Origin of the sequence: Alexandriicola marinus, assembly GCF_004000435.1 — a bacterium.
GTDB lineage: Bacteria > Pseudomonadota > Alphaproteobacteria > Rhodobacterales > Rhodobacteraceae > Alexandriicola > Alexandriicola marinus.
The window spans coordinates 1221297-1246432 of record NZ_RBVZ01000002.1; the positions used below are offsets into that span (position 1 = coordinate 1221297).

25 protein-coding genes are annotated in these 25136 nt (G+C 65.1%); 16 read left to right on the top strand and 9 right to left on the bottom strand.

Annotated features, from left to right (window positions below; genetic code table 11):
• Positions 1–44: 44 nt before the first annotated feature.
• Positions 45–3500 carry a chromosome segregation protein SMC gene (gene smc, locus EP376_RS12355; protein ID WP_127655822.1) on the top strand — a complete coding sequence of 1152 codons (3456 nt, stop codon included), beginning with the start codon at positions 45–47 and terminating at the stop codon, positions 3498–3500.
• 60 nt (positions 3501–3560) lie between these two features.
• Positions 3561–3935: a hypothetical protein gene (locus tag EP376_RS12360; protein WP_127655823.1), complete on the top strand. Its 375-nt coding sequence runs from the start codon at positions 3561–3563 to the stop codon at positions 3933–3935.
• Between the two features lie 71 nt (positions 3936–4006).
• Here EP376_RS12360 and EP376_RS12365 read toward each other — a convergent pair whose 3' ends face one another.
• From EP376_RS12365 to EP376_RS12385, 5 genes are all read right to left on the bottom strand, one after another.
• The gene (locus tag EP376_RS12365) at positions 4007–4450 is read right to left on the bottom strand and encodes a DMT family transporter (RefSeq protein ID WP_203331230.1); all 444 of its coding nucleotides are present in this window, start codon (positions 4448–4450) and stop codon (positions 4007–4009) included.
• Between the two features lie 87 nt (positions 4451–4537).
• The gene (locus EP376_RS12370; RefSeq protein WP_127655825.1) at positions 4538–5719 is read right to left on the bottom strand and encodes a lytic murein transglycosylase; all 1182 of its coding nucleotides are present in this window, start codon (positions 5717–5719) and stop codon (positions 4538–4540) included.
• Positions 5720–5784: 65 nt separating this feature from the next.
• The gene (gene cbiB, locus EP376_RS12375) at positions 5785–6702 is read right to left on the bottom strand and encodes an adenosylcobinamide-phosphate synthase CbiB (protein ID WP_127655826.1); all 918 of its coding nucleotides are present in this window, start codon (positions 6700–6702) and stop codon (positions 5785–5787) included.
• Between the two features lie 31 nt (positions 6703–6733).
• On the bottom strand, positions 6734–7705 hold the full coding sequence (locus EP376_RS12380) for a threonine-phosphate decarboxylase (RefSeq protein WP_127655827.1): 972 nt from the start codon (positions 7703–7705) through the stop codon (positions 6734–6736).
• The gene (locus EP376_RS12385; protein ID WP_127655828.1) at positions 7702–8076 is read right to left on the bottom strand and encodes a DUF1636 family protein; all 375 of its coding nucleotides are present in this window, start codon (positions 8074–8076) and stop codon (positions 7702–7704) included. Before EP376_RS12385 ends, EP376_RS12380 begins: the two co-directional genes overlap by 4 nt.
• Positions 8077–8268: 192 nt before the next feature.
• On the opposite strand from EP376_RS12385, the gene EP376_RS12390 reads away from it, so the two are divergent.
• The gene (locus EP376_RS12390; protein ID WP_338068400.1) at positions 8269–8667 is read left to right on the top strand and encodes a response regulator; all 399 of its coding nucleotides are present in this window, start codon (positions 8269–8271) and stop codon (positions 8665–8667) included.
• Here the strand turns inward: EP376_RS12390 and EP376_RS12395 are convergent, their stop codons facing one another.
• Entirely contained in the window at positions 8668–9663 is a 996-nt protein-coding gene (locus EP376_RS12395) for a glutathione S-transferase family protein (RefSeq protein WP_127655829.1), read from the bottom strand.
• A 293-nt stretch (positions 9664–9956) separates the two neighbouring features.
• Between EP376_RS12395 and EP376_RS12400 the strand changes: the two genes are divergently transcribed.
• The 8 genes from EP376_RS12400 to EP376_RS12435 all read left to right on the top strand — a co-directional run bounded on the left by EP376_RS12400 (position 9957) and on the right by EP376_RS12435 (position 17415).
• Positions 9957–10184 (top strand): DUF6732 family protein, encoded by a 228-nt coding sequence (locus EP376_RS12400; protein WP_127655830.1) that lies wholly within the window; start codon positions 9957–9959, stop codon positions 10182–10184.
• The gene (locus EP376_RS12405) at positions 10181–11422 is read left to right on the top strand and encodes a sirohydrochlorin chelatase (protein ID WP_127655831.1); all 1242 of its coding nucleotides are present in this window, start codon (positions 10181–10183) and stop codon (positions 11420–11422) included. Before EP376_RS12400 ends, EP376_RS12405 begins: the two co-directional genes overlap by 4 nt.
• Before the next feature lie 32 nt (positions 11423–11454).
• The gene (locus EP376_RS12410) at positions 11455–12093 is read left to right on the top strand and encodes a precorrin-8X methylmutase (RefSeq protein ID WP_127655832.1); all 639 of its coding nucleotides are present in this window, start codon (positions 11455–11457) and stop codon (positions 12091–12093) included.
• A gap of 112 nt (positions 12094–12205) precedes the next feature.
• A complete protein-coding gene (cbiE, locus tag EP376_RS12415; protein WP_127655833.1) occupies positions 12206–13408 on the top strand; it encodes a precorrin-6y C5,15-methyltransferase (decarboxylating) subunit CbiE in 1203 nt (400 codons plus the stop codon).
• Positions 13409–13520: 112 nt separating this feature from the next.
• Entirely contained in the window at positions 13521–14222 is a 702-nt protein-coding gene (cobI, locus tag EP376_RS12420) for a precorrin-2 C(20)-methyltransferase (RefSeq protein WP_127655834.1), read from the top strand.
• A complete protein-coding gene (gene cobJ, locus EP376_RS12425; protein WP_127655835.1) occupies positions 14213–16042 on the top strand; it encodes a precorrin-3B C(17)-methyltransferase in 1830 nt (609 codons plus the stop codon). Before cobI ends, cobJ begins: the two co-directional genes overlap by 10 nt.
• Before the next feature lie 148 nt (positions 16043–16190).
• Positions 16191–16964 (top strand): precorrin-4 C(11)-methyltransferase, encoded by a 774-nt coding sequence (gene cobM / locus EP376_RS12430; RefSeq protein WP_127655836.1) that lies wholly within the window; start codon positions 16191–16193, stop codon positions 16962–16964.
• A gap of 97 nt (positions 16965–17061) precedes the next feature.
• On the top strand, positions 17062–17415 hold the full coding sequence (locus tag EP376_RS12435; protein ID WP_127655837.1) for a hypothetical protein: 354 nt from the start codon (positions 17062–17064) through the stop codon (positions 17413–17415).
• A 10-nt stretch (positions 17416–17425) separates the two neighbouring features.
• On the opposite strand, the gene EP376_RS12440 is transcribed toward EP376_RS12435, so the two are convergent.
• Positions 17426–18598 carry a MalY/PatB family protein gene (locus EP376_RS12440; protein WP_127655838.1) on the bottom strand — a complete coding sequence of 391 codons (1173 nt, stop codon included), beginning with the start codon at positions 18596–18598 and terminating at the stop codon, positions 17426–17428.
• 140 nt (positions 18599–18738) lie between these two features.
• Between EP376_RS12440 and def (EP376_RS12445) the strand changes: the two genes are divergently transcribed.
• The 3 genes from def (EP376_RS12445) to fmt are packed head-to-tail and all read left to right on the top strand — an operon-like array spanning position 18739 to position 20720.
• A complete protein-coding gene (gene def / locus EP376_RS12445; RefSeq protein WP_127655839.1) occupies positions 18739–19260 on the top strand; it encodes a peptide deformylase in 522 nt (173 codons plus the stop codon).
• Positions 19261–19273: 13 nt separating this feature from the next.
• Positions 19274–19768: a peptide deformylase gene (def, locus tag EP376_RS12450; protein ID WP_127655840.1), complete on the top strand. Its 495-nt coding sequence runs from the start codon at positions 19274–19276 to the stop codon at positions 19766–19768.
• A 46-nt stretch (positions 19769–19814) separates the two neighbouring features.
• Positions 19815–20720, top strand: a complete 906-nt coding sequence (fmt, locus tag EP376_RS12455; RefSeq protein WP_127655841.1) for a methionyl-tRNA formyltransferase — start codon at positions 19815–19817, stop codon at positions 20718–20720.
• Positions 20721–20729: 9 nt separating this feature from the next.
• On the opposite strand, the gene EP376_RS12460 is transcribed toward fmt, so the two are convergent.
• The gene (locus tag EP376_RS12460) at positions 20730–21506 is read right to left on the bottom strand and encodes a sulfite exporter TauE/SafE family protein (protein WP_127655842.1); all 777 of its coding nucleotides are present in this window, start codon (positions 21504–21506) and stop codon (positions 20730–20732) included.
• Between the two features lie 144 nt (positions 21507–21650).
• Here EP376_RS12460 and EP376_RS12465 point away from each other — a divergent pair, with 144 nt between their 5' ends.
• The gene (locus EP376_RS12465) at positions 21651–23336 is read left to right on the top strand and encodes an acyl-CoA dehydrogenase family protein (protein WP_127655843.1); all 1686 of its coding nucleotides are present in this window, start codon (positions 21651–21653) and stop codon (positions 23334–23336) included.
• A gap of 35 nt (positions 23337–23371) precedes the next feature.
• Here EP376_RS12465 and EP376_RS12470 read toward each other — a convergent pair whose 3' ends face one another.
• Positions 23372–23962, bottom strand: coding sequence for a hypothetical protein (locus tag EP376_RS12470; protein ID WP_127655844.1), 591 nt, complete (start codon positions 23960–23962; stop codon positions 23372–23374).
• A 132-nt stretch (positions 23963–24094) separates the two neighbouring features.
• Between EP376_RS12470 and EP376_RS12475 the strand changes: the two genes are divergently transcribed.
• Positions 24095–25123 carry an NAD-dependent epimerase/dehydratase family protein gene (locus EP376_RS12475; RefSeq protein WP_127655845.1) on the top strand — a complete coding sequence of 343 codons (1029 nt, stop codon included), beginning with the start codon at positions 24095–24097 and terminating at the stop codon, positions 25121–25123.
• The last annotated feature ends 13 nt before the right edge of the window (positions 25124–25136 follow it).

Sequence of the window (25136 nt, forward strand, 5' to 3'; positions counted from 1 at the left end):
TGGCCACCATCGCGGGATAACAAGAATCGGGGCAGCGGTTTTCCATGCGGTTCACACGGCTCAGGCTGAACGGGTTCAAAAGCTTCGTCGATCCGACCGATCTCGTGATCGCGGATGGTCTGACAGGTGTGGTCGGGCCCAATGGCTGCGGCAAGTCCAACCTGCTGGAGGCCCTGCGCTGGGTCATGGGGGAAAACCGTCCCACCGCGATGCGTGGCGGCGGCATGGAAGACGTGATCTTCGCAGGTGCGGCGACCCGTCCCGCGCGCAATTATGCCGAAGTCGCCCTGTCGATCGACAATTCGGAACGGCTGGCGCCTGCGGCGTTCAACGATGCCGACACGCTCGATATCATCCGGCGGATCACCCGCGATGCGGGCTCGGCCTATCGGATCGGCGCCAAGGATGTGCGCGCCCGCGATGTGCAGATGCTGTTTGCGGATGCCTCGACCGGCGCGCATTCGCCCGCGCTTGTGCGTCAGGGCCAGATCTCCGAACTGATCAACGCAAAGCCCACGTCGCGGCGCCGCATCCTCGAAGAGGCGGCCGGCATCTCGGGTCTGTATCAGCGCCGCCATGAGGCCGAGCTCAAGCTGCGGGGCGCAGAGTCGAACCTGACCCGCGTCGATGACGTGATCGAACAGCTGGCTCAGCAATTGGCGCAGTTGGCCCGGCAGGCCCGGCAGGCCGCCCGCTATCGCGAGATCGGCGATCGGCTGCGTCACGCGGAAGGTCTCCTGCTGTATCGCCGCTGGAAAGAGGCTGACGAGGCGCGTGCAACCGCCGAAGAGGCGCAGCGCGTCCGGACGGTCGAGGCCGCCTCGGCAGAAACTGCTGCGCGGCAGGCCACCAAATCCCGAAGCGACGCGGAAGAGGCGCTGCCCCCGCTGCGCGAGGAAGAGGCGATTGCCGCGGCGATCCTGCAACGGCTGGCGGTCAGCCGTGACAGTCTCAACGAAGAAGAGACGCGGGCCCGTGAAACCGTCGAGACGCTGACCTCGCGGATCGATCAGCTCGCCCGCGATATCGAGCGGGAAGAGGCGCTGAACCGCGATGCGGGCGAGACGATCGAACGGCTGGAATGGGAGGCGCGCGAACTGGTGAAGGCCGGGGAAGGCCACGAGGAAAAGCTGGCCGCCGCCGCCGAGGCCGCGCGCGAGGCTGCCTCTGTCCTGCAATCGCGCGAGGCGGATTTCAGCGAACAGACCGAAGATGTGGCCCGCCTCGCAGCGCGGCATCAGTCTGCCCAACGGCTGATCGAGGATCACCGCAAGACCCTGACCCGCACCGAGGCCGAGGCCGAAAAGGCGCGGGCGGCGCTTCTTGGCGCCGAGGCCGCGCTGGAAAAGGCCGAAGGCGATCTGGTCACCGCCCGCGCCGCCGAGGAAACCGCCGCTGCCACCGCCGTGCGTGCGGATGAAACCCTCGCCGAGACGGAGGCCGCCCGGGCCGAGACGCAGACCCGCGAGGCCGATGCCCGGGCACAGCGATCCGAGGCCGAGGGCGAGGCAAGCGCCCTGCGGGCCGAGGTTTCGGCCCTTGCCCGGCTGGTCGAGCGCGATACAGCTGAGGGTGGTCAGGTTCTGGATCTGCTGACGGTGAAGTCCGGCTATGAAAAGGCGCTGGGTGCCGCGCTGTCGGATGATCTGCGCGCGCCTGCTGTCGCCGATGACGTGAAATCCGGCTGGGTGTCCCTGCCCGGATACAGCGATGCGCCCGTGCTTCCCGAGGGTGTTCTGGCGCTGACCAACTTTGTCAGCGTGCCAGATATGCTGGTTCGGCGGATGGGTCAGGTCGGCCTTGTCGACGCCGCGGACGGCCCGCGCCTGCAACCGCTGCTGCGCCCCGGTCAAAGGCTGGTCAGCATCGAGGGCGATCTGTGGCGCTGGGACGGCTTCCGCGCCGGGGCTGAAGATGCGCCGTCGGCGGCGGCGCTCAGGCTGCAGCAGCTGAACCGTCTGGTCGAACTCAAGCGCAATCTCGAAGAGGTCTCGGCCCGGGCTGCTGGCGCGTCGCAGGCGCACGAGGCCCTGTCAAAACGGCTGGCCGATCTGACAGAGGCCGACAAGATGGCGCGCAACGCCCGGCGCGAGGCCGATCGCCTCATGTCCGAGGCGAACCGTGCCGTGTCGCGAGCCGAGGCGGATCGCGATCTGGCGCAGGGACGCCGCGAGGCCGCGACCATGGCGCTGAGCCGTTACGAGGACGAATCCCGTTCTGCCCGAAAGGCGCTGGCCGAGGCCGAGCGCGCGGCCCGCGATCTGGGCGATCTGGATGCAGCCCGCGCCTCGATCGAGGATATCCGGACGACCGTCGAAGCCGCCCGGATCACCATGATGTCGCGCCGGTCGGCCCATGACGAGGTGCGCCGCGAGGGCGAGGCCCGGATCCGGCGCAGCCAGGAAGTGACAAAGGAAACAAGCGGTTGGCGTCACAGGCTCGAGACCGCAACGACCCGTGCGACCGAGCTTGAAGAGCGCAAGGCCGCCAGTGAGGCTGAACTTGCCTCGGCGCAAGGCAAACCCGCCGAGATCGCGGCCAAACGCGATGAACTGGCGGCCTCTATCGCCCAGGCCGAGGCGCGTAAGGCCGCTGCCACCGACGCGCTGAGCGTGGCCGAAGCCGCCCTGCGGGAGGCCGCCATCGCGGAACGCGAGGCCGAGCGCGCAGCCTCCGAAGCCCGCGAGGCCCGCGCCCGCGCCGAGGCCCGGACCGAGGCCGCCCGCGAGGCCGTCACGACCGCGGCCGAGCGGATCATGGAGGCGATGGAGATCAGTCCGGAGACGCTCCTCGAGCGTCTGGGGGCCGATCCCGACGACACCGGCGATGCCGCAAAGCTCGAGAACGAGGTTACGATGCTGCGCCGGCAACGGGATGCGCTCGGCGCCGTGAACCTGCGCGCTGAAGAGGATGCGCGGGAAGTTCAGGAAGAGCATGATACCCTGCTCAAGGAAAAGACCGATCTCGAAGAGGCGATCCGGACCCTGCGCAACGGGATCGCCAGCCTCAACAAGGAAGGCCGTGAACGGCTTCTGACGGCGTTCGAACAGGTCAATGAGAACTTCGGCACGCTGTTCACGCATCTGTTCGGTGGCGGCGAGGCCAAGCTGGTTCTGGTCGAAAGCGACGATCCGCTTGAAGCGGGGCTAGAGATCATGTGCCAGCCGCCGGGCAAGAAGCTGAGCGTGCTGAGCCTTTTGTCGGGCGGGGAACAGACGCTGACGGCGCTTGCCCTGATCTTTGCCGTCTTCCTCGCCAACCCGGCGCCGATCTGCGTTCTCGACGAGGTCGACGCGCCGCTGGACGACGCCAACGTGACACGGTTCTGTGACCTGCTGGACGAGATGACCCGCCGGACGGAAACCCGCTTCCTGATCATTACGCACCATGCCGTCACCATGAGCCGGATGGATCGGCTGTTTGGTGTCACGATGGGGGAACAGGGCGTGAGCCAGCTCGTGTCGGTTGATCTGAAGGCGGCCGAACGTCTGGTGGCCTGAGGATCCGGCCCCACGACATGGTGATGAGGTCGTGGGGCGGATCCGGTGCAGGATGACCGCATGAGACGATTGTTCCTGATTCTGGGGCTTGTTGGCCTGACGACTCCGGCAGCAGGGCAGGACTGGGCCCTGCGCGCGACGGATGAACGCTTCGCCGATGCAGAGGGGCTCGTGGACGCGATGACGGGCCGGACGCTTACCTTCTATGATGACGGTCAGTCGAAGTTTTCTGCAGGCGGGGCCTATTCCTATACCTATTCCTCCGCCAATGGCGGCGGCAGCCAGTTCGGAACGTGGTCGGCAGGCGCCGAGGGGATCATCTGCATCGCCTATCGCAACGGGTTATCGCGCTGCGACATGTATGTTCGCGCAGACGGGCGGTTCGTCGTGCTGACCGAAGACGGCGGCCGGTATCCCGTGCGACCGGAGGAGTGAGGGCCGGCAGGGCGACGCTCGGGGCCGTTGGCCCCATCGCCCCGCCCGCTATCCCGCAGTTGCGCAGCTAATCAGTGACTGGTGACCAGCCAGGCGCCGAGGATGACACAGCCGATGCCAGCCATCGTGCGGATCGATGCGGGATCGATCGTAAGGCCGAACCAGCCCAAATGTCCGATCACGGCACCGGTCATGACCTGACCCGCGATGAACAGCACGAAGAACGGCCCCGGCCCGATCTGCGGGATCAGGAAGGCAGAGCCCAGGATCATCAGCCCACTCAATACGCCCGAGAGATACATCCACCACGGCAGCCCGCTGAAACGCGCCAGATCGCCCGGCTTGTGCCCGGCGATCCATGCGACGGCGATCGCGGTGATCAGGCCGAAGCCGAAGAAGGTGATATTGGCCAGAAAGGGCGATCCGACGAGCCGGGCCGTCAGGCTGTTGAGAGGCAGGTAAAGGCCGAAGGTCACGCCCAGACCAAGGGCGGCAAGATAGGCTGCGGTCTGCATCAACGGCCCGGCCTCCTGACTTGTCCGACGCCGTCACCTTATGGCAGGATCCCGATCCTCCAAAGACTTTCGGTGCGCGCCTCCGTCTTAGAGAAGATCGAGCAATTGCCGGGTCGGCCATGCATCGGCGGGCAGGCCAAGCCGTTCCTGCTCCACCCGGATCGCGGCCCGGGTCATCGCGCCGAGGATGCCGTCGATCCCGCCCACATCGTGGCCACGCGCGGCCAGCTTGAGTTGCAAGGCCTCCACCTCCTCGCCCGACAGGCCGGGATCGGGATTGCCGGCGTCATATACGGGCGCGCCCATGATGCGGGTCGCGAAATAGGCGGCGGTCGTGACATAGACGAGGCTCTGGTTCCATTCGAAATAGACCTCGAAATTCGGATAGGCGAGGAAGGCGGGGCCATTGCGCCCCATCGGCAGAAGAATTGATGCCTCCAGGTCTGTGGGCCCCAGCGGCTCGGACCGTCCCGCGATACCGAGGGCGGCCCAGTCGCCGACGCTGCGCTTTTCGTGCAGGCCTGTGAGCCGCCAGTCGAGGTTCTCGGGAACCGTCACCTCCTGAAGCCATGGCTCGCCCGCGCGCCAGCCCAGTGATTGCAGCATCTTGCCGCCCGACATCAGCGCGTCGATCGCCGAGGTCTTGAGCGTGACATGCCCATCGCCGTCGCCGTCGACACCGTTCTCGATGATGTCGGCGGGCAGCATCTGAACCTGACCAATTTCGCCGGCCCAAGCCCCGGTCGTCGTGGCCGGATCGAAATCGCCCCGCGCATAAAGCTCCATCGCGGCGAAGATCTGGGGCCGGAACAGCTCCGGCCTGCGGCAATCATGGGCCAGAGTGAACAACGCGTTGGCGGTGTTGAAGTCGCCCTGAACCTGCCCGAAATCCGTCTCGAAGGCCCAGAAAGCCAGAAGAACGCCACGCGGCACGCCATAATCGGCCTCGATCCGGTCGAAGGTCGCGGCATAACGCTCTGCGTTGCGGCGGGCGTTGTCGATCCGGTTCTGCGAGATCAGCCGACGGGAAAAGTCGATGAAATCGCGCTGAAAGACGCCTTGCCTGCGGTCGGCGGCGATCACGCTGTCATCGATCCGCAGGACCGACACGAAGTCGCGCGCGGTGCCGGCATCGAAGCCGCGTTCCGTGGCTTCGGCAACGAGGCCGTCGCGGAATTGGGCAAGGGGCGTGCCGCATTGCGATTGTGCGAAACCGGCGAGGGGCAATGCCGAAAGTGCAAGGGCGAAGGGCAGGGCGCGATTGAACATGAGGGCTCCGGAACGTGTTATTTCGCAGAAGCCTAACAGGGATCGCCTGCGCGGCAAGCCGTCACTCAGAAAGCCGCGGCGACAAGGGAGATCGCCACGATCCCGGCCAGAGCGAGCGCCCAGGCCGCCCAAAGACGCGCCACGGCGGCCTCGATTTCGTTGGCGCCGATGTCGCGCCGCCCGTGCGGATGAACGTAGGGAAACGGGCGGGTGACACCGTTATAGCTGCGTGGCCCGGCCAGCGAAATGTCGAGGGCACGCGCCATCGCGGCCTCGGGCCATCCCGCGTTCGGGCTTCGGTGGAGCCGGGCATCCGCAGCGATATCCTGCCACGACACCGGGCGCGGCGCGGTCAGTTTGATCAGCAAAGCCGTCAGCCGCGCGGGCGCGAGGTTGAGAAGATCATCCAGTCGCGCCGCAGCCCAGCCGAACTCCGCGTGGCGCGGCGTGAGATAGCCGATCATGGAATCGGCGGTATTGACGATCTTGTAGATCAGGAGGCCCGGCAGGCCGAACAGCAGGAACCAGAAGGCCGGCGCGATCACCCCGTCGGAGAGGTTCTCGGCCGCACTTTCGATGGCGGACCGCGCAATCGCAGGCGGCTCCATTTCGGTTGTGTCGCGCGAAACGATCATCGCGACCTCGGCCCGGCCCGCAGGCACCGACAGACGCAGACCGTTGGCGACCCGGGCCACGTGATCCGACAGGGATCGCTGGGCCAAGAGCATCGCGGCCACGATCACGTCGGCCGTCAGTCCCGGCAGGGCTGCGAGGGCCCGCCCCAGCAGCGCGGCGCCGGTCACGAGTATCAGGACGGTCAGGATGCCGGCCATTCGCTGCCCACGGCTGCGATTGAGATGCCGATCCAGCCATCCGACGATCCGCCCCATGATGACGGCGGGATGGGGAAACCGGTCCCACAGAACACGCGGTTCACCAAAAATCGCGTCGAGAACAAGCGCCGCGACCAGCGCCCCGCTCATGACACGACCTGCGCCGGATCGGACGGGCGGGTCATCCGATTGCCTTTTCGAGCCGCGCCCAGCGGTTGGGGGCCGGCAGACCGAGCCTCAGCCAGCTCCGCGAATAGGGAAAGGTCCGCGACCAGACATGATGGCCGGCCAGACGTGCCTGCCATTCTGCGGCGGATTGCACGTCATAGAGCCGGAAAAGATCGGTTCCGCCCACGACATTTGCGCCCGCCGCGATCATCATCTGATCGAGCCGTGCGGCATCCCGGGCGAGGCGGTCCCGCGTCTTGTCGGCCCAGCCGGTATCGCGCAGCGCGCGGGCGCCGATCGCGAGCGCCGGACCCGAAACCGGCCATGGCCCCAGCAATTCCGACAGGTTGCGCTGCCCGTCCGGGGGAAGGAGCGTCTCGGGCTGGCCAATGGCGAAGCCCAGCCGAAGCCCCGCGAGCCCCCAGAATTTGCCAAAGCTCTTCAGGATGACGAATCCGGGTTGTCCGGCACAGGCGACAAGGCTCTTTTCGGGGCAGACATCGCAAAAGCTTTCGTCAATCACGGTCAGCGCCTGAGAGCCGAGCGACGCAGGATCGGTCAGACGCCCGTCGGGATTGTTCGGGTGGACACGGACATGAAACCCCGCGTCCCGTTCATCGGGGGCGATGGCCCATCGGCCCGATGCCCGCAGGGCCGCCTCGTGTTCGTTGTAGGTTGGCCCCGGAACATGGGCCCGACCGCCTTGGGGTGTCAGATACGGCAGGCGCGCGATTATGGCAGAGGCGCCGGGCGCGGGCACGATTGCCGCGCTGTCCGGAACCGCCCAGAATGTCCGGGCGGCATCGACAAGCGCATGTGTTGCGCCGCCGTCAGGCAGGGCCTGCCACGCCTCGGCAGCGAGGGCGCCGATGGGATAAGCCACCGGGTTGATGCCGGTCGACAGATCGAGCCAGTCGTCACGCTGCCCGCCATGGCGGGCGATTGCGGCGTCGAGCCCGCCGCCGTGATCGCGCTGTGCGGTCACGGCGCGTCGGGAAGCGGAACCTGACGCGAGACGAAATGGCCTTTTACGCCCTGAGGCCACTGGCGAAACGGGACCTGACCCGTTTCACTCTCCGCATGGGCGGCCGCGTAGGCGACGATCGCTTCGGCAGCCTCGGCATCGGGTTCGAAGGTGCCCAGCGAATAACCGATCTTGCCCGGCGCCTGAACGATGACATTGCAGGCGCGCTCGCATCCCATGGTGCAGGAAACGCGCCGGGTCGCGACCATTGCTTGCGATGCGGCGGCTGTCTCGATGAGCTCGGCCAGAGCCTCGCCATCGGTTCTCTCCATCGAGGTTTGATCCCATCCGGGGCGCTTGCAGGTGTCGCAGATCGTAATCCATGTTGTCATCGGTGGGGTGCGAGCCTCGTTCATTGGGCGCGGCGGCGGGATCTGGCCTGTATGCCGCCGGCAATTGGATTTGATTTCGGAAATTCCGTCGCGCGGACTATGGTGAACCAAACCGGGAATGTCGATGGATTCGTCAACTTTCAAGGTGCCTCGTGCGCGCCCCGGAGGGTGTTGTGACAAGGTCGTAAGGGAATGATGAAGGTTCTGATCGTCGAAAGTTGCAAGGAGTTAGCGACCGTTTGGGGACGTCATCTTGAGCGTCTGGGCGCCGAAGTGGCCCAGGCCCACGATGCCGATTCAGCGATTGATCTGATCCGGAAGGAGGACTTCGATGTTCTGGTGCTCAATCTCGTTCTGGACGAGGGCTCAGCCCTCGCGGTTTCGGATTTCGTCGAATACCGCTCTCCCGGCACATCCGTGATATTCGTCACCGACACCACGTTCTTTTCCGACGGGTCCATCTTCTCGATGACATCGAACGCCCGCGCACTTGTCCGCTCGGGGGCCCCGCCCGAAGACATCGCCGCCATGGTTGAACACTACGCGACCCATGCCATGGATCGCGCAGCACCGCTGGCCACGGGGCGCTGATCAGCGCCCGTCGCGGCCGTGCGGTTCATCGTAATCGAGGACAGGGCCGATCGGAATGATCCGGTGCGGGTTAATCGAGTCGTGGCTGTAGTGGTAATGGCGGATGATGTGTTCGAGGTTGATCGTGTCTGCCACGCGGCCGCCATCGGGCGTCGGCCATTGGTACAACTCGCGCGTATAGGCCCAGAGATTCGGCAGATCGACGATCCGCGACCGGTTGCATTTGAAATGCCCGTGATAGACCGGATCGAACCGGATCAGCGTCGTGAACAGTCGCCAATCGGCTTCGGTGATCCTGTCGCCCATCAGGTAGCGCTGCGATGACAGCCGCTCTTCCAGCCAGTCGAGCGTCTCGAACAGAGGATGCACGGCCGCGTCATAGGCCTCCTGCGTGGTGGCGAAGCCGGATTTGTAGACCCCGTTGTTGAACGTGTCATAGATCCGGGCATTGACCGGCTCGATCTCCTCGCGAAGAGATTCCGGCCAGAAATCGTCGGTATTGCCCGTAATCGCGTCGAAGGCCGTGTTGAACATGCGGATGATCTCCGAACTTTCGTTCGACACGATCGTATCTTGCGCCTTGTCCCAGAGAACCGGCACCGTTACGCGCCCCGACACCTTTGGATCGTTGCGGATATAGATATCGCGCAGGAAATCCGATCCGAAGAGATGATCCCCCGTCGCACCGTCGTAATCCGTGGAGAACGTCCACCCATCCGAGAGCATGTCGGGATGCACGACAGAGACGCCGATATGATCCTCGAGCGCCTTGAGCTTTCGAAAGATCAATGTCCGGTGCGCCCAGGGGCAGGCGTGGCTGATATAGAGGTGATAGCGCCCGCTTTCGGCCTTGAACCCACCCTCGCCGCTGGGCCCCGCGCGTCCGTCGGCGGTAATCCAGTTGCGGAACTTCGAAGTCGAACGCTTGAAAGCGCCACCGGTAGATTTCGTATCGTACCACGTGTCGTGCCAGACACCGTCAACCAGTTGGCCCATGATCTTTCCCCTTGTTCCGTGTTCCGATCCGCACCTAAGCCGTCGTCGCCCGCACGCAAACCCCGTTCAGGGCGCAGTTGCCCTGCATCCGCGCACATGCGGGCCTGTCGGACCTGCCTGCCACCGGGTCGCTAATCGGTTTGCGCCGAGGCTCTGCTATCCCTATAGCTTGCTCCAGACGACGCCCTTTAAGGGCCGGAGAGGTGGCGGTGCCGCGTTGACCCTGACGGGAACGAAGGCGCCGCATCGTCGGATTGCCCATCTCTTCGGCCGGATTTTTGACGGAGTGTGCCATGCGCAAGCTGATCGCCCCCCTGTTCCTTTTGCCGGTTGCCGGCCCAGCCATTGCGCATCCCGGGCATCTTTCCGGGCTGGCCGGCCATGATCATTGGGTGGCGGGCGCTGCGATCGGTCTGGCCATCGCCGTTGGCGTCTGGGGTGCCCTCAAGGGGCGGCGGAAGGACGAGGCGGCGGAGCAAGCTGGTGAGCCTGAGGCCGAAACAGAGGAACAGGCAGCATGAAGACAGGTGTCATGATTTGCGGGCATGGGTCCCGCAGCCAGGCCGCGGTCGATGAATTCCGGGTCCTTGCCGACAGGCTTCCGGAACGGCTCCCGTCGGACTGGATCACGGAATACGGCTATCTCGAATTCGCCAACCCGGTTCTGCGTGACGGGCTGGACAAGTTGCGCGAGGCCGGCTGCGAACGCATCCTCGCGGTTCCCGGAATGCTGTTCGCCGCGATGCATTCCAAGAACGATATTCCCACCGTCCTGAACACCTATGCCGCCCGCCACGGGATCGAGGTGCGCTATGGCCGGGAGCTGGGCGTCGATCCCAAGATGATCGCCGCCGCAGGTGGCAGGATCCGCGACGCGGTGGCCGCCGCCGACGCAACCTCGGGCTCAGTGCCGCTGGAAGAGACCTGCCTCGTGGTGATCGGACGCGGTGCCTCCGATCCCGATGCCAATGGCAATGTCGCCAAGATTGCCCGGATGCTTCAGGAAGGGCTGGGTTTCGGCTGGTGCGAGGTGGGCTATTCGGGCGTCACCTTCCCGTTGGTCGAACCCTGTCTTCAACATGTGGCCAGGCTGGGATACCGGCGTGTCGTCGTGTTCCCCTATTTCCTGTTCTCGGGCATCCTGATCGACCGGATCTATGGCTTTACCGATCAGGTGGCGGCGGAACATCCCGGCATCGAATTCGTCAAGGCACCCTATCTGGGTGATCATGATCAGGTGCTCGATACCTTCGCCGAACGGATCAAGGAACTGGTCAGCGACACGCCGCCGCCCAATTGCGGGACCTGCCCCTATCGCACGCAGATCCTCGCCGTCGAGGAGGGCCGGGTCGAGACGATCCCGGCCGAGGCCCGGGCCGCAATGGCGGGCCAGTCGGGGCACCCGGCGCTGGGTGCCGTGCCGCCCCCGACCTGCGTGATGTGCAAATACAGGACCGAGGTTCTGGGCTTCGAGGGCGAGGTGGGCGCAATCCAGGAAAGCCACCACCACCATGTCGAAGGACAAGGCGCCAGCGCGCCGGGCTCGAACGTGGCCGATTGCGTTCTGTGCGACACCTTCTGCACCGGGCTGTGCCGACTGGAGGCCGCGAAGGATCACCATCACCATCATCACCACCATGATGGCGATCACGATCATCACCACCATGACCACGATCACCACCATCACCATGCGCCCTATCCCCACGCGGATCACCCGCACGGCCCCCTGAGCGCGTTGAAGTCCAGAAAGCAGGACTGAGTGCCCCGCCTGTCCCGAGGGAGACCCGCCTCTTGCGCCCCTACCTGACCGATCCGGCCGCGATCTATGCCGAGAGCTTTGCGACGGTGCGTCGGGAAGCGCGGCTGGACAGGTTTCCGCCGGAGATGGAGCCCATGGTGATCCGGTTGATTCATGCCTGTGGCATGGTCGAGATCGCGGATCGGCTTGCCTTTTCCGAGGGTGCGGCCGGGGCCGGGCGCTCAGCTCTTGGGGCCGGGGCGCCCGTCCTGTGCGATTGCGAGATGGTCCGGTCAGGCATCATCGGCCGGACATTGCCCAAGGCCGTCGAGACAGTGTGCACGCTGAATGACAGCCGGGTGCCCGATATCGCCGCGCGGCTCGGCACGACGCGCTCCGCCGCGGCGGTCGAACTGTGGCGGGACCGGATCGAGGGCAGCGTCGTCGCGATCGGCAATGCGCCCACGGCGCTGTTCCATCTGCTCGAGCGTCTGGACGAGGGATGGCCCCGGCCTGCGTTGATCCTCGGGTTTCCGGTTGGATTCGTGGGCGCGGCAGAATCGAAGGCCGAACTCGCCGGAGCGCCGCGCGGCTGCGACTTTGTCGCGTTGCGTGGACGCCGGGGTGGATCGGCCATGGCGTCGGCCGCCGTCAATGCGCTGGCCGCCGGGTTGCCGGGAGAACAGCGATGAACCTCTGCGACCGGCTGACACCCGGCGGCCAACAAAATTTCAAAATTTTGTTGGCCCGCGCAGTTGGCCGCGGGCAGTCTGTCCGCCAATCGAAAAGCATGGAGGGATCGCGATGACCGAGCCGTGGCTTCATATCGTCGGGATCGGCGAAGACGGGCTCGACGGTCTTGTGCCCGCGACCCGGGCCGTGGTCGAGGCCGCCGAGGTCATCCTCGGCGGGGATCGGCATCATGTCCTGTCAGAGACCATCACGGCAGAACGGTTGAGCTGGCCCTCCCCGTTCGATGCGATGATCGACACGATCCGGGGGCTCAGGGGGCGACGGGCCGTTGTGCTCGTGACCGGTGATCCGCTCTGGTTTTCCGTGGGCGCGCGGATCGGACGGGCGATTCCGTCCGAGGAAATCGTCTATCACCCGCAGCTTTCCGCGTTCCAGCTGGCGGCGGCCCGCATGGGCTGGAGCCTCGCCGATGTCGAGACCCTCACCGTACACGGCCGCCCGGTCGAGCAGATGATCGCCTTCATCCAGCCCGATCAGCGGCTGCTGATCCTGACGACGGGGGCCGAGACGCCGTCGCGCATCGCCGCATTCCTGACGGAGCGTGGATATGGCCAGTCGAAGATGACCGTTCTTGCCGCGATGGGCGGTGCGCAAGAGCGTCGTTTCGACGGTATCGCCGAAAGCTGGGACGCCGAGGTGCCACCCTTCAACACGATGGCTATCGAGTGCATCGCGGCACCTGGTGCGGCCCTGCAGCCCCGGGTTCCCGGGCTGGAGGATGCCCTGTTCCAGTCGGACGGCACGATGACGAAGCAGGAAGTCAGGGCTGTCACCGTGGCGCGCCTGATGCCGATGCGCGGCGCCCTGCTGTGGGATATCGGCACCGGTTGCGGCTCGGTTGCGATCGAATGGATCCGGGCCGCGCGCTATGCGCGCGCGATCGGGATCGAACCCCGGGCGGATCGTCGGGCGATGGCGGCGGCCAATGCCCTGTCGCTGGGTGCGCCGGGCCTGCAGATCGTCGACGGAGAGGCGCCGGCCGCGCTCGAGGGCCTGCCTGCGCCGGATGCGATCTTCATCGGCGGGGGATTGGACGAGGCCGTGTTCGAAGCGGCCTTTGCCGCATTGCGCCCCTTGGGGAGGATCGTCGCCAATGCCGTCACTTTGGAGAGCGAGGCGGTTCTTCTTGACCTTCACAAGCGTCACGGCGGGCAGATGTCCAAGATCGCTGTTCAGCGTGCCGAGCCGGTGGGCCGGCTAACCGGCTGGAAGCCCCTGATGCCGGTCACGCAATGGAGCCTAGTGAAACGATGACGATGCGCGCCGCTCGGGCCTATGGCCCATCGCCCCGCCCACCGTCCCCTATGGGCATGTGTGCCCGGTGCCAGTGCCCAGGTCCTATGACGCTGGCCTCGCGGGTCCGGGCATGACGGGGCGGCTTTTCGGCGTCGGTGTCGGGCCGGGTGCGCCCGACCTCGTGACCTTGCGTGCCGCGCGCCTGATCGAGGGAGCTGCGGTCATCGCCTATCCGACCCTCGCCGGCGCAGAGAGTTTCGCCCGCGCGATCGTCGCGGGGCTGATCCCTGCAGGGGTCGAGGAAATCGTCATGGACGTGCCCATGAGCCCGGAACGGGAGCCTGCGCAGGCCGCCTATGACGATGGTGCCGCGCGGATTGCGGCACAGCTCGAAGCCGGACTGGATGTCGTGTGCCTCTGCGAGGGCGATCCGTTCTTCTATGGTTCGTTCATGTATCTTTTCGCGCGGCTGTCCGATCGGTTCGAGACGGAGATCGTCCCCGGCGTGACCTCGGTCACCGCCTGTGGGGCCGCGGCTGGTCTGCCTCTGGTGGCCCGCAACGAACGGTTGACCGTGCTGCCGGGGCCGCTTGATGCCGATGAGCTGGAGGCGCGCGTGGCGGGCGCCGAGGCCGTTGCGATCATGAAAGTCGGGCGGCATCTCGAAAAGATACGGGGCGTGTTCGACAGGCTCGGGCTTCTGCATCGCGCGGTCTATGTCGAGCGTGCGACGCTTGACGGGCAGGTCGTCTGCCCGCTGTCGGAGGCGAAGGTGCCCGCGCCCTATTTCTCGATGATCCTAATGACGAAGGGGGCCGATCCATGGCTGTGACACCCGTGGTTCTGGCCCTGAGCCGGTCGGGCGAGGCGACGGCGCACAAGGTGGCAGCCCAGCTCGGCGCACCGGTTCACGGGCGCGAGGGCCGGGTCGAGCGGGCCGATGCGTTTTTCCCCAATGCGCTGGATCACATACGCGACCTTTTTGCCGCCGGTATCCCGGTGGTCGGCGTCTGCGCGTCGGGGATCCTGATCCGGGCCGTCGCACCGATCCTGAACGACAAGACGACCGAGCCCCCGGTCATTTCGGTGTCGGATGACGGCGCCGTCGTCGTCCCGCTTCTGGGTGGGCATCGGGGTGCGAACCGGCTTGCCCACGAGATCGCCCGCGCGCTTGACAGCACGGCCGCGGTGACGACCGCGGGCGATGTCGCGCTGGGCATCTCGCTGGACGAGCCGCCACCGGGCTGGCGCCTCGCCACGCCGCAGAATGCAAAGGCGGCGATGGCCGCCCTGCTCAGTGGTGCGGGCGCGAGGCTGGCCGGCGATGCGGTGGATGAGGCGGAGTGGCTGAGCGGGCTTCCTCGGGGCGAGGGTGTAACGATAACCTGCACCGCGCAACCCGTCGATCCGGTGGCACCGGAGGCTCTGGTCTATCACCCGCAACGCGCGGTTCTTGGCGTTGGATGCGCGCGCAACTGTCCGCCCGCCGAACTCGAGGCGCTGGCCATGGCGCAGCTTGATGCGGCGGGCCTTGCAGCGGGGTCGCTGGCGGCGGTAGCGACGGTCGATCTCAAGGCGGACGAGCCTGCCGTGATCGATCTTGCCCGCAAGCTGGGCGTGCCGCTGAAGCTGTTTACTGCTGCCGAACTGGAGGCGGAGACCGGGAGGACGGAGAACCCGTCCGACGTTGTATTCGCCGAGATCGGCAGCCATGGCGTGGCGGAAAACGCGGCGCTGGCCTGTGCGGGCCCGGAGGCGCGGTTGGTCAGGCCCAAGGAAAAGACCGCGATGGCCACGGCCGCTATCGCGCTGGCGCCGGTGCCGATCGTCGCACCGGCAGGCCGAGCGCGCGGGCGGCTTGCGGTCGTGGGGATCGGTCCGGGACAGGCAGGCTGGCGGACGCCGGAAGTGTCGCGCCTTGTTGCCGAGGCCGAGGAACTCGTGGGCTATGGCCTCTATATCGATCTTCTGGGGCCGCTGGCGGCGGGCAAGATCCGCACCGATTTCCCCTTGGGCGGAGAAGAGGCCCGCTGTCGCCACGCGCTGGAACGTGCGGGCGAGGGGCGGAATGTGGCGCTTGTCTGTTCGGGGGATGCGGGGATTTACGCGATGGGGGCGCTTGTCTTCGAGCTGCTGGATCGCGAGGAGGCTGCGGGCGGGGTCTCGGATGCCGCCCGGCGCGCCGAGGTGATCTGCTCCCCGGGCGTGAGCGCGTTGCAGGGCGCCGCGGCGCGGGCCGGTGCGCCCCTGGGGCATGATTTCTGCACGATTTCCCTGTCTGACCTGCTGACGCCGAGAACGGATATCCTGCGCCGCCTTCGGGCCGCGGCTGAGGGGGATTTCGTGATTGCTTTCTATAATCCGGTTTCCAGGACGCGGCGGACACTTCTGGCCGAGGCGCGGGATATCCTGCTGGAGCACCGTCCTGCGGATACGCCCGTCATGCTGGCATCGAATCTTGGCCGCGAGGGCGAGGCGGTGCGCTATCGCAGGCTTGCTGATTTGCAGGTCGACGAGGTCGATATGCTGACCGTGGTGCTGGTGGGGTCGTCGAATTCGCGGCTGGCGCAGCTGGGCGAAGGGCCGCGGATGTTCACGCCGCGGGGCTATGCCCGCAAGATCGACGGCGATCTGGCGCCGGTTCGGGAATGATCGCGCGACGCTCGGGCCCCGAGGGGCCCATCGCCCCGCCCGCCATCCCGTCGGCGCGCATGGCGGGCGATCCGACCGGGAATGACCGGAACGAACGCTTTGTGCCGAGGGGCGATTTGAACGGGGCGCCGCCCCGGGGGAGAATGACATGACGGTCTATTTCATCGGCGCGGGTCCGGGGGATCCGGAGCTTCTGACGCTTAAGGCCGCGCGGCTGATCGGCGCCTGCCCGGTCTGTCTTTATGCGGGATCGCTGGTGCCCGAAGAGGTCGTGGCCATCGCGCCGGCGGATGCGCGCGTTCTGGATACGGCGCCCATGACGCTGGACCAGACCCATGCGGAAATCAGGGCGGCGCATGAACGGGGACAGGATGTGGCCCGGGTCCATTCCGGCGACCCGTCCCTTTATGGTGCGATCGCCGAGCAGATCCGCCGCCTCAAAGCCGACGGCATCGATTACGAGATCGTGCCCGGTGTGCCGGCCTATACGGCCGCGGCGGCCGCATTGGGGCAGGAACTGACAATTCCCGAAGTCGCGCAAAGCATTGTCCTGACACGGATGTCGATGAAATCGACGTCGATGCCCGAGGGCGAGACGCTCGAGAATTTTGCGGCCACGGGCACGACACTGGCCATTCACCTTGGCGTGCGGGCATTGCGCGATATCGAACGCCGACTGACGCCGCTCTACGGGGTCGACTGTCCCGTCGCCGTGATCTATCGCGTAGGCTGGCCCGATCAGCTGATATTGCGTGGCACGCTGAGCGACATTCACGCCAAGGTCAGAGCGGAAAAGATAACCCGGACCGCGTTGATACTTGTTGGACCTGCGCTTTCCGGGTCACACGGTTTTCCTGATTCGGCGCTCTACGATCCGTCGAAACCCCATGTCCTCAGGCCGCGCGCGGACGCAGGACCGTAGTACCGGAAGTCTGACGGACCGGCTTCTTCATAGGTTGACTTGATTTGCGGCAGGTTTGCCAGATTCTTGTGCAGGGGAAGAGAATCGGAGGGGCATCATGTCGACTCATCTGCCAGAGGCGGTGCGCAAGGGGCTCGAAGATGCCCGGCTGGCCATGTTGCGCAAGTCGGGTCGACTGTGCATCCATGCCGGCGACGACATCTATCGCGTGGTGAAGCTCTGGGAAACCGGCTTCGCCGTCATGGCCGAGGACGTGCCGCATCTGCGCGGGCTGGTCGATATTCATGACGGGCCGGCCCATGTCATGCAGTGCCTCGTGGTGGCAAGCCATGAAGCCGACGGGCTGATGAATTTCGAATTCAAGCGGGCCACGCAGGTCACCGACAGACCGGCGGTCGACTTCGAACGCACGACGCCCGAGCCCAAGGCCCTGCTGCAGCGGTTGTTCTGACGGTCCCGCCTTACTGAAGATCCGAGAACGCATCGGCGAGACGGCTTGCCGCCTCTTCGATGACGCTGCGCGGCGCGCCGAGGTTGAACCGCAGGCAGGTTTCGCCCCCGGGTCCGAGGTCTATGCCCGGTGTCGGGCAGAGTTTGGCTGTCCCATAGACCCTTTGACGGACCTCCTCCATCTCCATGCCGGTGCCCGAAAAATCGAGCCATGCGAGATAGGTCGCTTGCATGTGGGTCGCCGTCACGCCCGGAATACGGGCCACCGCATCCTCGAAGAACCGGGCGTTTCCCGCAATGTAGGGGCAAAGCTGATCGACCCATTCGGCGCCTTCAGGCGAGAATGCCGCCTCGCAGACCTTGATCCCGCAGAGATTGGGCTGAAGGTTGATGCTGTCCATGAAGCCCGAAAGCCGGGCGCGCATGTCGGCATCTTCGATGATGACGTTTCCGGTGCGCATCCCGGCAAGATTGAAGACCTTCGACGCCGAGGTCATCGTGATAAGCCGATTGCTCAGCTTTGGTGCGGCCAGCGGCGTGATCGTGTGGCGCTGGCCCGGAAAGATGATGTCGTGGTGGATCTCGTCGCTGATCAGGATCAGATCATGGCGTTCGCAAAAGGCGGCGAGGCCCGCCAGTTCGGCCTCGGTCCAGATGCGCCCGCCCGGATTATGGGGCGAGGAAAACAGGACGACACGTTCGCGTCCTGAAAGCATGCGCTCGTAGCTGTCGAAATCCAGTTCGTAGTTCGTCTCCGATCGGACAAGGGGAAATTCCCGCGGGACCCGACCGGCCCGTTTCACCTTCATTCGAAACTCGTGATAGACGGGCGAGAACATGATGACCTCGTCGCCCGGTTCGGTCAGGGCATGCAGGGTCATGGCGATACCATTGCCAAGGCCCGCCGTGACCACGACCCAGTCGGGATCGATCTCCCAGCCATGACGCGTCGAAAGCCACCACGCCACGGCGCGGCGATAGGAATCGACGCCGGTGAAATAGCCGAAATGACCCTTGTCAGCGAGGTCGCGCACCTTATCCAGAAGGAACGGGGCGGGCTCGAAATCCATGTCGGCGATCCACATGGGAATCCCGTCCGCGGGTGAGACGCCAAATGCGCTCTCCATGGATTCCCAGGTTGAACGAGACCGGCCCTGCCAGTCGATCTTTCTGTCGAAATTCATATGACTCGTGACCTTCATTGCCCGACGTGATCTGTTTGCGCGGCAAGCTATGACCTGCGCGAGGTGAGGTTCAAGGCCCAAACGACCGCTCCGTCCGGGCCGAGTTGCGCGGATCGTCGGCATCGACTACATGCACCCGCATGAGCGTCAAACCTATTCTCATCCATCCTGATCCTCGCCTGAAAACGCGATGCACGCCGATCGATTCGGTGACCGATGAACTGCGCGAACTGGCCGACGACATGCTGCAGACGATGTACGACGCCCCCGGCATCGGCCTCGCCGCGCCCCAGATCGGCCTGACCAAGCGCTTGCTGGTCATGGATAGCGTCAAGGACGAGGATGAACCGCCCCGACCGATGGTCCTGATCAATCCCGAAATCACCTGGAGTTCGGAAGAGACCTCGGTCTACGAGGAGGGCTGTCTGTCGATCCCCGACCAATATGCCGAGGTCGAGCGCCCGGCCGAGGTTCGGGTGAAGTGGATCGATCTGGACGAACAGGATCGCGAGGAGTCGTTTTCGGGGCTGTGGGCCACCTGCGTGCAGCACGAGATCGATCACCTGAACGGCAAGCTGTTCATCGATTATCTCAAGCCGCTCAGGCGGCAGATGATCACCCGCAAGATGCAGAAGCTCAAGCGTGAACGGGCGCGGGCATGAGCCCGTCTGTCGCATGAGCCACCGCCCCTTTGTCATGTGGCCCGACCGCATCCTGCGGACGCCCGCCGCGCGGGTCGACGAGGTAAATGACGACATTCGCGCCATCTGGGACGAGATGATCGACGCGATGGAGGCGATGCCCGGTGTGGGGCTCGCGGCGCCGCAATTGGGGATCGGTCTCGCGCTTGCGGTGGTCGACGCATCCGAGGCGCGGGGCCAGGCGATCCGGATGGCCAACCCCGAGATCTTGCATGCCAGCGAAGTCCCGCGCGAGCACGAGGAAGCCTCGCCCAACCTGCCCGGCGTTTCGGCCATGATCACCCGACCCCGTGCGGTGACTATCCGGTTCCTGAACGAGACGGGCGAAACCGAAGAGCGCGATCTTGTGGGCCTTTGGGCGACCAGCGCGCAGCATCAGGTGGATCATCTGGCCGGGCGGATGTATTTCGACAGGCTCAGCCGGGTGAAGCGCGATATGCTGATCAAGCGGGCCCGCAAGCATCGGTAGCCCGTGCCTTGGGCAGAACCGCAGTTGAACGTTGGAAGGGGCCGCGATGCGCGTGATCTTCATGGGAACGCCCGATTTTTCGGTTCCCGTCCTCGATGCTCTGGTCGAGGCCGGTCATGACGTGGTCTGCGTCTATTGCCAGCCGCCGCGCCGCGCCGGACGCGGCAAGAAAGAGCGTCCGACACCGGTTCACGCACGGGCCGAGGCGCTTGGCCTGCCGGTGCGGCACCCGTCCAGCCTCAGAACAGAAGAGGCGCAGGCCGAATTCGCGGCGCTGGGCGCCGATGTGGCGGTGGTCGTTGCCTATGGGCTGATCCTGCCGCAACCGGTTCTCGACGCGCCTCGGCGGGGATGCCTCAACATTCATGCGAGCCTTCTGCCGCGCTGGCGCGGGGCCGCGCCGATCCATCGCGCGATCATGGCAGGCGATGCGCAGACAGGCGTGTGCATCATGCAGATGGAGGCGGGGCTGGATACCGGCCCCGTCTTGTTGCGCGAAGAGACACCGATCGGCACTGACGAGACGACCGGCGATCTTCATGACCGGTTGTCAACGATAGGGGCCTCGCTGATCGTGCAGGCGCTGGACCGGATCGACGCCCTGACACCCGAGACACAGCCCGAGGACGGCGTCACCTATGCCGCCAAGATCGACAAGGCCGAGGCCCGCGTCGACTGGAGCCGCCCCGCCGCCGAGGTCGACCGGCTGATCCGGGGGCTTTCGCCCTTTCCCGGCACGTGGACCGAGATCGCGGGTGAGCGGGTGAAACTCCTCCGCTCGCGCGTCGTTGCGGGTGAGGGTGCGCCGGGCAGTGTTCTTGGCGGGTTCGTCATCGCCTGTGGCAGCGGCGCGGTCGAGATCACGCAGGTTCAGCGCGAGGGCCGCCGGCCAGTCACCGCGGAAGAGGCGTTGCGCGGCATGCAGATGCCTGCTGTCATTGGTGCGGGCTGAGCGGCAGACTCAGGTCAGGCCGCGCCGCAGGAGGTTCAGCCCGGCAATCAGCAGGATCAGCAGCGTGACCCGTCGAAACAGGCGCTGGTCGATCCGGTCCTGCAACAGCTGTCCCAACTTCACCCCGATGATGGCCGGCACGATCATCCACAAAGACAGCGGCAAGGTCTGGGCGTTCAGGATGCCCGAACGTGCATGGCCGAGGAACAGGGCAATCGCGCCCGATCCGTAGATGATCCCCTGAACGCGGACGCTTTCGGCCTTGGGCAGGTTGATCGCCGTCAGATACGCCACCGTCGGAGGCCCCCAGACACCACTGATCCCGCCCGCGAAACCGGAAATGGATCCGATCACGACCTCAAGTGCGGGATTCTGCCGCGCAAGGGTCAGCCCCTTCGAGACGAGGTTGAACAAGGTGAACAGCACGATCGGGATGCCGAGGATCAGGTAGAATGTCCGTTCCGGGATCGCCGGCACCAGCTGTGTCGTGATCAGCAGCACGATCAGAAGCGTGCCCAGATATATCCGGAATCGCCAGGTCAATTGCGCCGCGCCGCCGATACCGCCCCGGAACGCCTGAAAAAGATTGCTGAACATCGTCGGCAGGATCAACGCCGCCAGCGCCAGATCGGGTGCAAGGATCAGGGTCAGCCCCGAAACCATGATCATGGGCATGGCGAAACCCACCAATCCCTTGATGACGCCTGCCAGCAAGGTCACGCTGAAGGCGAAGAGCAGGAGCGGCGGAGCCAGATTCGGGTCGAGCCAGGCAGGAAGAATGGTCATATCTGCCCATATCCCGTCCGAAAATCGGGTGCAGCATGAATCGAAAGGGTAAGCTATTTACTTTTCAGGGTCACTTTTTGAATTATTATTGCGCTGCGGTTGCAAAGGCGATATCGCTGCACCCGCATTGCAAAGGAGACGGACATGGCACATGACGGGCAACCCATGATGAATGCACAGAGCATCCTGATCGCGGATCTGCGCGAGGTGACCGGCGCGGCGCTGCCCGCCGTGGAACAGGTTCTCGACATGGCCGTGGCCCGCCTGCGCGAAACCGTCACGATCGATGGCCGGGTCTCTGCCTCCGCGATCGAGGCGCATCAGACGGCAGCCCACGGCGTGGCCTGGCTTGCCACTTATGTCGAGGCGCTGCGCCAGATGCAGAACTGGGCCACCCGGCTTGGCGATGAAGGCAAGTTCGGCGAGATGGAGGCCCTGATCCTGCAGATCGGGTTCGGCGAGTATCTCTGGCAGATTTACGGCGGCATCCCGATGAGCCAGGGCGAGATGCTGCGCCTGCAGGACATGGGCCTGACGCAGGAAGACATGCGCGTTCTCATGGTCCCCGAGGTCATGCGCCTGACGCAGGACGCCAATACGCAGGCCGCCCGGACCCGCTTGGTCGAGCTGATCCAGGAACAGGACGCCAACACCACCTTCGGTGCCGCTGGCCTTGATGACGAAATGGAAATGGTGCGCGAGCAATTCCGGCGCTTTGCCGTCGAAAAGGTCGAACCTTTCGCCCATGAGTGGCACCTCAAGGACGAGCTGATCCCGATGGAGGTGATCGAAGAGCTGGGCGAAATGGGTGTCTTCGGCCTGACCATCCCCGAGGAATATGGCGGGTTCGGCCTGTCCAAGACGGCGATGGCCGTTGTGTCGGAAGAGTTGAGCCGGGGTTACATCGGTGTGGGTTCACTGGCGACCAGGTCGGAAATCGCTGCCGAACTGATCCTGTGCGGCGGCACCGAGGCGCAGAAACAGAAGTGGCTGCCCGGCATCGCCAGCGCCGAGATCCTGCCGACCGCCGTCTTTACCGAACCGAACACGGGATCCGACCTCGGGTCGCTGCGCACCCGCGCGGTTCGCGATGGTGACGATTGGTCTGTCACCGGCAACAAGACGTGGATCACCCACGCGGCCCGGACCCATGTCATGACGCTCCTGGCGCGGACCGACCCCGAGACGACCGATTACAAGGGGCTGAGTATGTTCCTTGCCGAGAAGACGCCGGGTACCGATGATGCGCCGTTTCCCACGCCGGGCATGACCGGCGGCGAGATCGAGGTTCTGGGCTATCGAGGAATGAAGGAATACGAACTGGCCTTCGACGGGTTCCACGTGAAGGGCGAAAACCTTCTGGGCGGCGAAACGGGTCAGGGCTTCAAGCAGCTGATGCAGACCTTCGAAAGCGCCCGTATCCAGACTGCGGCCCGGGCCGTGGGTGTCGCGCAATCGGCGCTCGATGTCAGCCTGCGCTACGCTCGCGACCGCAAGCAGTTCGGAAAATCGCTGATCGAGTTTCCCCGCGTTTCGGGCAAGATCGCGATGATGGCGGTCGAAGTGATGATCGCGCGTCAGCTGACCTATTTCTCGGCCCGCGAAAAGGACGAGGACCGGCGCTGCGACCTCGAGGCGGGGATGGCCAAGCTGCTGGGTGCCCGCGTGGCGTGGGCCGCGGCCGACAACGGGCTCCAGATCCATGGTGGCAACGGCTTTGCGCTGGAATATTCGATCAGCCGTATCCTGTGTGACGCGCGAATCCTGAACATCTTTGAAGGCGCCGCAGAGATTCAGGCGCAGGTGATCGCGCGCCGCTTGCTGGGGTAACGGCCCTCGGGCGGGCGGCGGTGGCGGTTGTGCCGCTACTTGGCCCCGGGCAGCAGGACGCAAGGCCAGCTCGGCGCATCCGGGCTGGCAGGTTGCCGGCGGAACGATTCGCAATCTCTCATCGCGGCCTGCTCGGCCTCGGCGCGTGAGCTGTGTCCCCAGACAAGGGAATAGGCCCCGTCGGCGCTGATCGCTGCGGCACGGAAGGGCGATTCCCGAGACAGTTCGTCAAGGTATCCCGCGATCTCGACCGTAACCGTGGCGGCATTGTCCGAGGGTTCGACGAATCCCGTGGGCAGGATTTCAGCGATCACACGGCATTGATCATTATGGGCGAGGCATTCCGTCATCGCGATCCCGCGGGCCGCGCTTCGTGAATTGGTGGTGATGGCATAGCCATAGCCGCCTGACTTCGACAGCGCGAAAGCCGAGAAGTAGGACGACGGAAGAAACTCCGTATCCCATGCCTCTCGCGCAATATCCGAAAGCTGAGGCGCTGAGATCTGCACCAGTTCAGCGCCTTGCCCATAGGTGATGACCTCGCGAATTGGCGGTGTGAAATCGGCGTGCAACGGCGACGCTGCGATGACGGTCGAAATCAGTATCGGTGCAATAATTGGGCGCATGATCATGGCTCCGTTGGCAGGAATAATGGCCAAAGATTAGACGGAGGTCTGGAAACCGCGCAATACGCCCTTGTGCCGATATGTCCGGGCCCTATCTGAACGGAACAGTTCAGTTTTGAGAAAGGGAAGTGTATGTCGAACCTCGTCACCCTGACAGGGGCCAGCGGCTATATCGCCCGGCACATTCTGGTGCGGCTTCTTGATGGCGGGTATCGGGTCCGCGCGACACTGCGCGACGCGGGCAAGGGCGACGCGCTTTTCGACGACATCGCTCCTTATCTGGCGTCGCCCGAAGACGCCCGAACGGGTCTGGAATTCGCGACGCTCGATCTTGAATCCGATGATGGCTGGGACGTGGCGCTGGCCGGGTCAGATGCGCTCGTGCACACCGCATCGCCCTTTCCCATCGATATGCCCGACAACGAGATGGACCTTATCCGACCCGCCGTCGAAGGCACCAAACGCGCCTTGGGCGCGGCGACGAAGGCCGGGGTCAGGCGGGTTATCCTGACATCGTCGGTCGCGTCGATCATGGGGGACGGCACCAAAGCCGGGTCCGGACCCATCAACGAAGACGACTGGACCGACCCCGAAGAGGACAAGATCTCTGCCTACAGCAAGTCCAAGACGCTTGCCGAAATGGCGGCATGGGATCACGTGAAAACGGTCGATCCGGCGATGGAGCTGACGACGATCTGCCCCAGCCTCGTGATGGGTGCCCCGCTTGGGGCAAGCAACGGCAGCTCGATGTCCATCGTGAGGCGGATGTTGCGGCGCAAGGATCCGATGCTGGCGAATTTCGGCCTGTCGATCGTCGATGTTGGCGATGTCGCCGAGGCGCATGTGCGCGCCCTCTCGACGCCCGACAGCATCGGCAAACGGATCATGATGGCCCACGATTTCATGTGGCTGCGCGAGATTGCCGAGACGCTGAAAGCGCGGTTCCCGGAGCGGAAGTTCGTCACCCGCGTCGCGCCGGACTGGATAGTCCGGATCCTCGCGCGGTTTGACGGGACGATCCGGTTGATCGTCCCGATGCTGGGCCAGGAAATGCGCACCGATGCAAGCCGTGCCCGCGGCATGCTGGGAATCGAGTTTCGCGATCCGCGTGACAGCCTCGAAGATGCGGCCCGTGCCTTGATCAAGATGGGCCTCGACTGAGGGCAGGCGCCCG